The organism is Candidatus Aquicultor sp. (genome assembly GCF_054640775.1).
The window spans coordinates 1-7,769 of the sequence record NZ_JBTSLF010000007.1; the positions used below are offsets into that span (position 1 = coordinate 1).

The window sequence follows — 7,769 nt, forward strand, 5'->3', positions numbered from 1 at the left end:
TCCCCCTTCCTGAGGGGGTAGGACGCGAGTTGGTGGTCGTGGATGACGGCTCGACCGACGGCACTGCCGACTTTGTAGAATCACTGCCAGATATCGACTCTATTGTGATTTACCGGATGCCTCAGAACAGCGGCAAAGGCGCTGCGTTACGTGCAGGATTTGCGATAGCACGGGGGGACGTTATCATCGTATGTGATGCCGACCTTGAATATAAACCTTCCGATATACCCAAAGTTCTCGAGCCCCTGTTAAACGGGCAGGCGGATATTGTGTATGGAAGCAGGTTCATGGGTGATATCAAAGGCATGAAGTTTACTAACAGGATTGCAAACCGCTTGCTGACGACGACCGTAAATATGCTGTTCGGTGCAAAAATAACAGATGAAGCTACGGCATATAAAGCTTTTGACAGGAGCGTGCTGAGTTCGATAGAGCTGAAGTGCACCGGTTTTGAGTTTTGCCCTGAAGTTACCGCCAAGACGCTGAAACGCGGTCACAAGATTATCGAGGTTCCCATTACATATGAAGCCCGTAGCATCGAAGAGGGAAAGAAAATAAAATGGCAGGACGGCTTCATTGCAATCTGGACGCTGGTCAAATACCGGTTCAAGAATTAAGAGAGATACAATCATTGCGTAGATTAGATGCGGCAATCATCATACTTTTCATTGCGATCGTTCTTGGCGTTGTCATGCGCGTGGCGGCCTGGCATGATATCGCCAACGTAGACGTTTTGACGATGTCTGCGGACTCGGTATCCTATAACGGCATAGCCAAGAATTTGCTCGCGGGAAAGGGATACAGCAGCCCCACCCATATGATCGCCATACAAGGCCAGCCTACCGCGTTTTATGCCCCGACATACCCTTTTTATCTGGTCGCCCTCTACTATATTTTTGGGTTTTCCACAAAAGTGGGGGTCATGTCGCAAATGATCATGGCTGTTGCGACCATCCCGCTGATATATTTGCTTGGCATGCGGCTTTACGGCCGGGTTGAAGGGGCAATCGCTTCACTTATCTATGCGGTTTCGCCACAAATCATCCATTACAACATAATTCTAACTTCGGAGACACTATTTTTCGTTCTCGAGATATGCTTATCGATCCTCATCGTTGGGATATTTAAAAAAGACCGTCCCTCGCTGTGGATGCTGGCGGTGACCGGGCTCGTTTTTGGCGTAACGTACCTTTGCAGGCAGACCGTAATTTTCCTTCCGGCTCTCATTGTGCTGGGGCTGTGGCTGCGGTTTAAAGACAACGGGTATTCGTGGCTGCTTAAGTCGACCGGTGTGTTTCTGGTTGCGGCGGTACTCTTGATCGTTCCCTGGACCGTCCGCAACTACATGGTATTTGGAGAGCCGGTGTTTAGCACGACGACAGGTCCGGCGACACTCTGGTGGGGGACGTATGAGGATAAAGGGACGCCGCTAGTTGTACTGATAGAGCGGTACCGTGAGGGCCATGCCGGTAAGAACGAGGTTCAGATGAGTCAGATGATGACCAAAGAGGCCATACAAAGGTTAAAACATATGAGCGGCGCTGATATCCGCGGGCTGCTACACCAGCGAGTGCGGCGCCTGTTCGGGTTTCCGAAGGTCTTTGACCTAAAAAAGCAGCAAATGGTCACCGGCTTATCGTATCTGGTGCTCACGGTACTGGGTATAGCGGGCTTGTTGGTAGCGTCAAGGGGAAAATACGAGCGACAGTTGCTGATGTTTACCGTTGTCTTGACCATTCTGCTTCACATGTTCACCTTGTCGGTGTTCAGGTATTTGATGCCCCTGGTACCGTTTTTTGGCCTTGGCGTCGCTAACCTGCTTTCATATGCTGCTACCCGCATAAAAGCTGTGCTTCAGGCCGGTAGCGTTCGTTTGACTGCATCTTAAACCACGTATATCATGAGATTCATGTATTCTGTGTCTGAGTAATAGCTTATTTTGTTGTGCAATCCGGAGGACATATATGCAGCGCAAATTCGCAGTCGCAGTTCTAGTTGTAGTTCTATTAGTGGTCGTTCTTTCATCATTGCTGGCGCCGCAGGTTATGGCGGCTAAAAAAGGCACTAAGGTTGTCTTTGTCCTTATGGATAACACCACCTGGGCGGATATCATCGCCGCCGACGACCCCTTATTAAACGACCTCTTTAAAACAAGTTCGATCGGGCTTCTCAATAACCGCGCGTTCAAAGCGCCCTCACGCTCACGAAACGCACTTACCGTTGGGGCGGGGGTGAGGTCGGATGCGGCCCCGGCGAGTTTTGAGGAATACAACGCTACAGAGACATATAACGGTGAGCCTGCGAGCGAGGCGTATAAGCTACGCACCGGCAAGACCGTTAAAGAAGACCAGGTGCTTGAGCTTGGTATTGCCTCGATAATAAAGGACAACGTGAACGGTATGCAGGATTTTACCCCCGGCGAGTTGGGAAGCATTATCGAGGCTGCCGATGGTAGGACCGCAGTACTGGGCAATTCGGATACATCGCTTACCGATAACCCGGATGGAAACAATCGTGAGGCGGTTGATATTGCTATGAATAGCAACGGTGTGGTCGAGTTTGGTGATGTAGGCAAGGACATGCTGTTGCACGACCCGAAATCCCCGTTCAGCGTCAGGACCAATTACACGAAGATGAAGGATGCTTTTGCGGAGTACCTTCCCAAGGCGGATTTTATCGTACTCGACCTCGGGGATACGGTAAGAGCTGATTATTATAGCCGGTATGTCCTAAAACGCCGGGCGTTGCAGATGAAGACGCGGGCTATCCATAACAATGCCAGGTTTTTAAAGCAGGCAATGGAAATAGCGGGGCCGGATACGGTTTTTATCGTGGCGGCGCTGTCAGCTCCCGGATCGACTAAGGCTCCGCTTAGATCCGGTATGGAGCAGTTGACGCCGATACTAGTGCACGGGTCCGGCTTTAAGCCGGGACCCTTGGTCGCGGATACTACGAACAGGGAAGGCCTTGTTACGATTATAGATATCACGCCGACTATTCTAAACATCCTGGGAATGAAGAAGGGCGAGGATATGCCGGGGAGCGTTATGCGCACGGGATCGACACAGACCTCCCCGCAAGAGCTTGACCGGTTTAATCAGAGCGCGATTGGCGTCAAGGATACGCGTAGAACGGCGATTCTTGCGTATATCTACATCCAGATCATCCTGTACGTTCTGGCGGCGCTCGTTATTGCCTATAGAAAGATGCTCACCAGAAAAATGGCGACGATCCTGGCGACGCTGATCTTTACGACCATGAGCTTCCCCCTCTTTTCCTTCTACGCGACGAAGCTTGAACGCGTAGCCGCTCAAGGAACGCTTGTTACTTTGCTGACTGTCGTCGTTTCCCTCTTATTCGCGCTGCTATTGGTCGCGATTCGTAAAAAAGCGCTTCATCCGATCTTAGGTATCGCCCTTCTTAATGTCGTCGTTCTGTCCGTAGAGGTGTTGATGGGCGGTCCGTCCTTTATCAACAGCATCTTCGGCTACGATCCGATACGGGGCGCTCGTTTCTTCGGTATAGGGAACGAAGCTATGTCGATATTACTGGCGAACGGATTACTGTTATTCGGTCTAATGCTCGAAAAGGTATGGAACAAGTGGACGGTGCTTGCCGGGGCCGCTTTATCGGTGTTTTTGATCGTGCTGATCGGGTTTCCGGGGCTTGGAACGAATACCGACGGACCGATTACTGTGACCGCGACGTTTACCACAATGGTCCTTCTATCCGCTAGGTCAAAGGCCAAATTCCGGAATTTTGCGATTGCGCTGGTGATGGCGGTCGTTGTTCTTGCACTCTTTGCCGGCTACGATGCGATGCATGGCGCGACGACGCACATGGGAAAATCCGTTAACCTTATTATCTCAGGAGGTTTTCCCGAGGCCGTCATGATCATCAAGCGCAAGTTGGCCACGAACTTGATGATATTCAAATTTAGCACATGGTCGTATTTTCTCTTTATAATGCTGGGGCTCGCCATGTTTCTGTGGGTGAAGCCGACTGGCGTTCTGAGCCGTTTGCTTGCGAGATACCGGGGATTATCGACGGCGATCTCGGCGTCGATCGTCGGCGGCATCATCGGGTTTCTCTTTAACGACTCGGGCATCTTAATACCGGCGATAATCATGTCGTATATGATTCCGACGGTTATTTACCTGATGATCTGGGAGCAATATCGCTCTGCGGAGCTTGAAGAGACAAGGGACACGAGCCCGGAGTCACGTGTGTTTGGGAAGAATGGTTAACAGGTCGATAGGTAGGTAATTTCTTGTGGTAAATGCGGTGTTTCTTTATTTATGGATAGTTGCGCATGCGGTCACGGCGGCGATTGTGAGCCTGCTGGCATTGCCTATGGTCGTCGGGATGCTCAGGGAATCCGGGGCAGTCAAGGTAAACTACCGTCAAAAGGAAGTCGTCAATATGGCGGGCATCATTATTATCCTGGTATGGATACTGCTGATGGCGGTAGCGGCGGTTGTTCCGATAGCTGCCGACATGTTGAACATCCTTATACCTCAGGGATTTGTTATAAGCTCTGATGTGGCGATGCCGCTAACGGTACTTATTATTGGGGCGGGTTTCTTCGGCCTGGTCGATGACCTGCTTGGGACTAGAGAGCATAGCGGCTTCAAGGGTCATATCGGGGCGCTTTTTACGGGGAAGTTGACGACGGGGGCGCTCAAGGCTATCGGGATACCGGTGGTCGCCGTATTCGCCTCCTCGCTTCTATCATCGGGGATACTGGAGATTCTTGGTAACGCCCTCCTTATAGCGCTCTGTGTTAACGCTCTCAACCTGCTTGATTTACGCCCCGGGCGGGCGCTTAAGGTATATATCCCGCTGCAATTATTCTTTATCTATGCTGCCGGGAGCGTTCTCGGATCATCGTCTGCCGCGCTGGCCGGCATCGCGCTGGTGCTGATCGCCTCCGATTTAAAGGAAGAAATCATGCTTGGCGATACGGGGTCGAATATTCTTGGCGGTGTTCTTGGATTCTGTTTAGTCGCCACCTATGGGTGGAATGTAAAACTACCGGTTATTATTTTACTTGTATTATTGCAAGTCCTTACGGAGAAATATTCGATCACCGCAGTTATCGAGCGCGTCCCTCTTCTGAGGGCCTTTGATAACCTTGGGCGAAAAGCTGAGTAGTGATTCGATTTAATTGCGAATCCGTGATAAAATGCGAAGGTTGGTATAATGAGATATAGTAGACTTCTAGAGGAAGAAAGGCAAGCAAAAGGGGAGAGATGATTGGCTAAACATATCTTTGTAACGGGTGGCGTTATCTCATCGCTGGGAAAAGGCATTACCGCCGCCTCTCTTGGCAGATTGTTAAAGAGCAGGGGGTTTAAGGTCACCATCCAGAAACTCGACCCCTATTTGAACGTCGACCCCGGGACAATGAGCCCGTTTCAGCACGGAGAGGTGTTTGTGACCGATGACGGCACCGAAACGGACCTAGACCTGGGGCACTACGAGAGGTTTATCGACGAGAACCTCGGCAAGGACAGCAATGTCACTGCGGGCCAGATATACTGGTCGATCGTCACGAAAGAGCGGCGTGGTGAATTTCTTGGCGGCACCGTCCAGGTCATACCCCACGTAACCAACGAGATCAAGCAACGTATTTTAAATTTAGCGACGAATGACGACAAACACATCGTCATCACAGAGGTCGGCGGCACCGTCGGCGATATTGAGAGCCTCCCCTTCCTTGAAGCCATTAGGCAGTTTAAGAAAGATGTTGGAAAAGAAAACGTTCTCTATATACATGTAACCCTCGTACCTTACCTTGAATCCTCCTCGGAGCTGAAGACCAAGCCGACGCAGCACAGCGTAAAAGAGCTGCGAAGCATCGGTATCCAGCCTGATATTATAGTAGCCCGATGCGACAGACCGATAGATGTGTCGATTAAACGCAAGATCGGTCTTTTTTGCGACATGGAGCCGGCTTCGGTAATTACGGCCACAGATGCGGATAACCTCTACGTTATACCGCTAAAACTGCATGAAGAAGGTCTAGACGATATTGTTGTGGACCACTTAAAACTTAAAAACGGCGTAACGGATTTAAGCGAGTGGCAGGGACTTGTCGAGCGGATCAGGCGCGTTGAGAATAAGGTAAAGATAGGCCTTGTCGGAAAGTACGTCCAGTTGCCGGATGCGTATCTGAGCGTAGTTGAGGCGCTGAAGCACGGTGGCTATTTCAATAACACCGATGTTGAGATCGTCTGGGTCGATGCCGAGACAGTGAGCCAGGAGGAAGTCGAGAGGCAAATCGCCTCGGTTGACGGCATTCTTGTTCCCGGTGGGTTCGGTATTCGGGGAATCGAAGGGAAAATCCATGCGGTTCGATTTGCCAGGGAGAATAAGATACCGTTTCTGGGTGTGTGCCTCGGTCTGCAATGCGCAGTTGTTGAGTATGCCAGAAATGTCGTCGGTCTCGAAGGCGCAAACAGCTCCGAATTTGATCCCGAGACACCGTATCCGGTTATCGACCTGTTGCCCGAGCAAAAGACCGTTGAGGACATGGGCGGCACCATGAGACTTGGCGCGTATCCGTGTAAGATAACGGTGGATAGTCACGCACATCAGGCGTATGGAACGACGGAAATCGAAGAGAGGCATCGCCACCGGTATGAGGTAAACAGCGAGTATATAGAAGCTCTGGTAAAAGCCGGGCTTGTGCTGAGCGGGCTTTCTCCGGACGGACGGCTGGTCGAAATCATCGAGATCAAAGACCATCCGTGGTTTGTGGGGACGCAGTACCACCCCGAGTTTAAATCCAGGCCGACCAGGCCGCAGCCGCTTTTTAGGGACTTCGTCGGTGCGGCGTTGAAATACAACCTCGATAGAGAAAAAGTCGGGGCGACCCGCGGCTATTTCGAATAGAGATTATTTTATGGTTGAAGATGGCAGAGTTGTCAGGATATTCGAGAATCTGGTAAAGACATACAGCCCAAGCTACAAAGAGCGAGCAGTAGCGGATTACATCAAGGGCTATGTCGAAGCACTGGGCTTTTTAGCATATGAGGACGAGGCGGGCAAAAAGCTCGGAGGTGACACCGGAAACATCCTGGTCACGATACCGGGAACGGCGGATGGGCTCTGCATCCTGTTTGCCGCCCACATGGACACCGTCGAGCCCTCCAAGGGCATCGAGCCGGTCATCGAGGATGGCGTTATCAAGAGCAAGGGCGATACGATTCTTGGGGCCGACGATAAAGCCGGAGTTGCGGCAATGCTCGAACTGCTCTCGGTATTAGAGGGTAAATTGCTACGGCATGGGCCGGTTCACCTCGCATTTACCGTCGCCGAAGAGGTCGGGCTGGAAGGCGCGAAACACCTGGACTTGAGCGATATCAGTGTGGATTACGCCTATGTTTTAGATAACAACGGACCGGTCGGTACCGTGGTTATCGGAGCCCCTTATCAGGATTCATTCGAAGTCGAGTACACCGGAAGGGCCGCACACGCCGGTGTTGCACCCGAGCTTGGGATAAACGCGATCGTTGCCGCATCGAAAGCTATCTGCTGTATGAATATCGGAAGAATCGATGAGGATACCACCTCTAACGTAGGTACTATCGAAGGCGGTCGGGCGGGGAATATCGTTCCGGCAAAGGTAAACCTTTTCGCTGAGGCGCGAAGCATCGATCTCGCCAAACTTGAGAGGCAGTCTCACCATATGATAGAGTGCTTTAAAAAGGGTGCGGACGAGACGGGCGCAGAAGTAGATATCAAGCGAATCCGCCCTTACGATG

The 7,769-nt window shown here is 51.3% G+C and carries 6 protein-coding genes; all 6 read left to right on the forward strand.

The window, feature by feature from the left end; all coding sequences use genetic code 11:
- On the forward strand, positions 1-617 hold a 617-nt coding region (locus tag ACYC56_RS01245), incomplete at its 5' end, for a glycosyltransferase family 2 protein (protein WP_461372358.1).
- Positions 618-631: 14 nt separating this feature from the next.
- Positions 632-1,888 (forward strand): ArnT family glycosyltransferase, encoded by a 1,257-nt coding sequence (locus ACYC56_RS01250; RefSeq protein WP_461372359.1) that lies wholly within the window; start codon positions 632-634, stop codon positions 1,886-1,888.
- A gap of 76 nt (positions 1,889-1,964) precedes the next feature.
- Positions 1,965-4,247, forward strand: a complete 2,283-nt coding sequence (locus tag ACYC56_RS01255) for a hypothetical protein (RefSeq protein ID WP_461372360.1) — start codon at positions 1,965-1,967, stop codon at positions 4,245-4,247.
- A gap of 25 nt (positions 4,248-4,272) precedes the next feature.
- A complete protein-coding gene (locus ACYC56_RS01260; protein ID WP_461372361.1) occupies positions 4,273-5,154 on the forward strand; it encodes a hypothetical protein in 882 nt (293 codons plus the stop codon).
- Positions 5,155-5,256: 102 nt separating this feature from the next.
- Positions 5,257-6,897, forward strand: coding sequence for a CTP synthase (locus tag ACYC56_RS01265; RefSeq protein WP_461372362.1), 1,641 nt, complete (start codon positions 5,257-5,259; stop codon positions 6,895-6,897).
- Between the two features lie 10 nt (positions 6,898-6,907).
- Positions 6,908-7,769 (forward strand): M20/M25/M40 family metallo-hydrolase (locus tag ACYC56_RS01270; protein WP_461372363.1); only part of this gene is annotated, 862 nt, incomplete at its 3' end.

Excerpts from the sequence above, each read along its gene's own strand:
- ACYC56_RS01255 (WP_461372360.1), top strand. The coding sequence starts at position 1,965 with ATGCAGCGCAAATTCGCAGTCGCAGTTCTAGTTGTAGTTCTATTAGTG.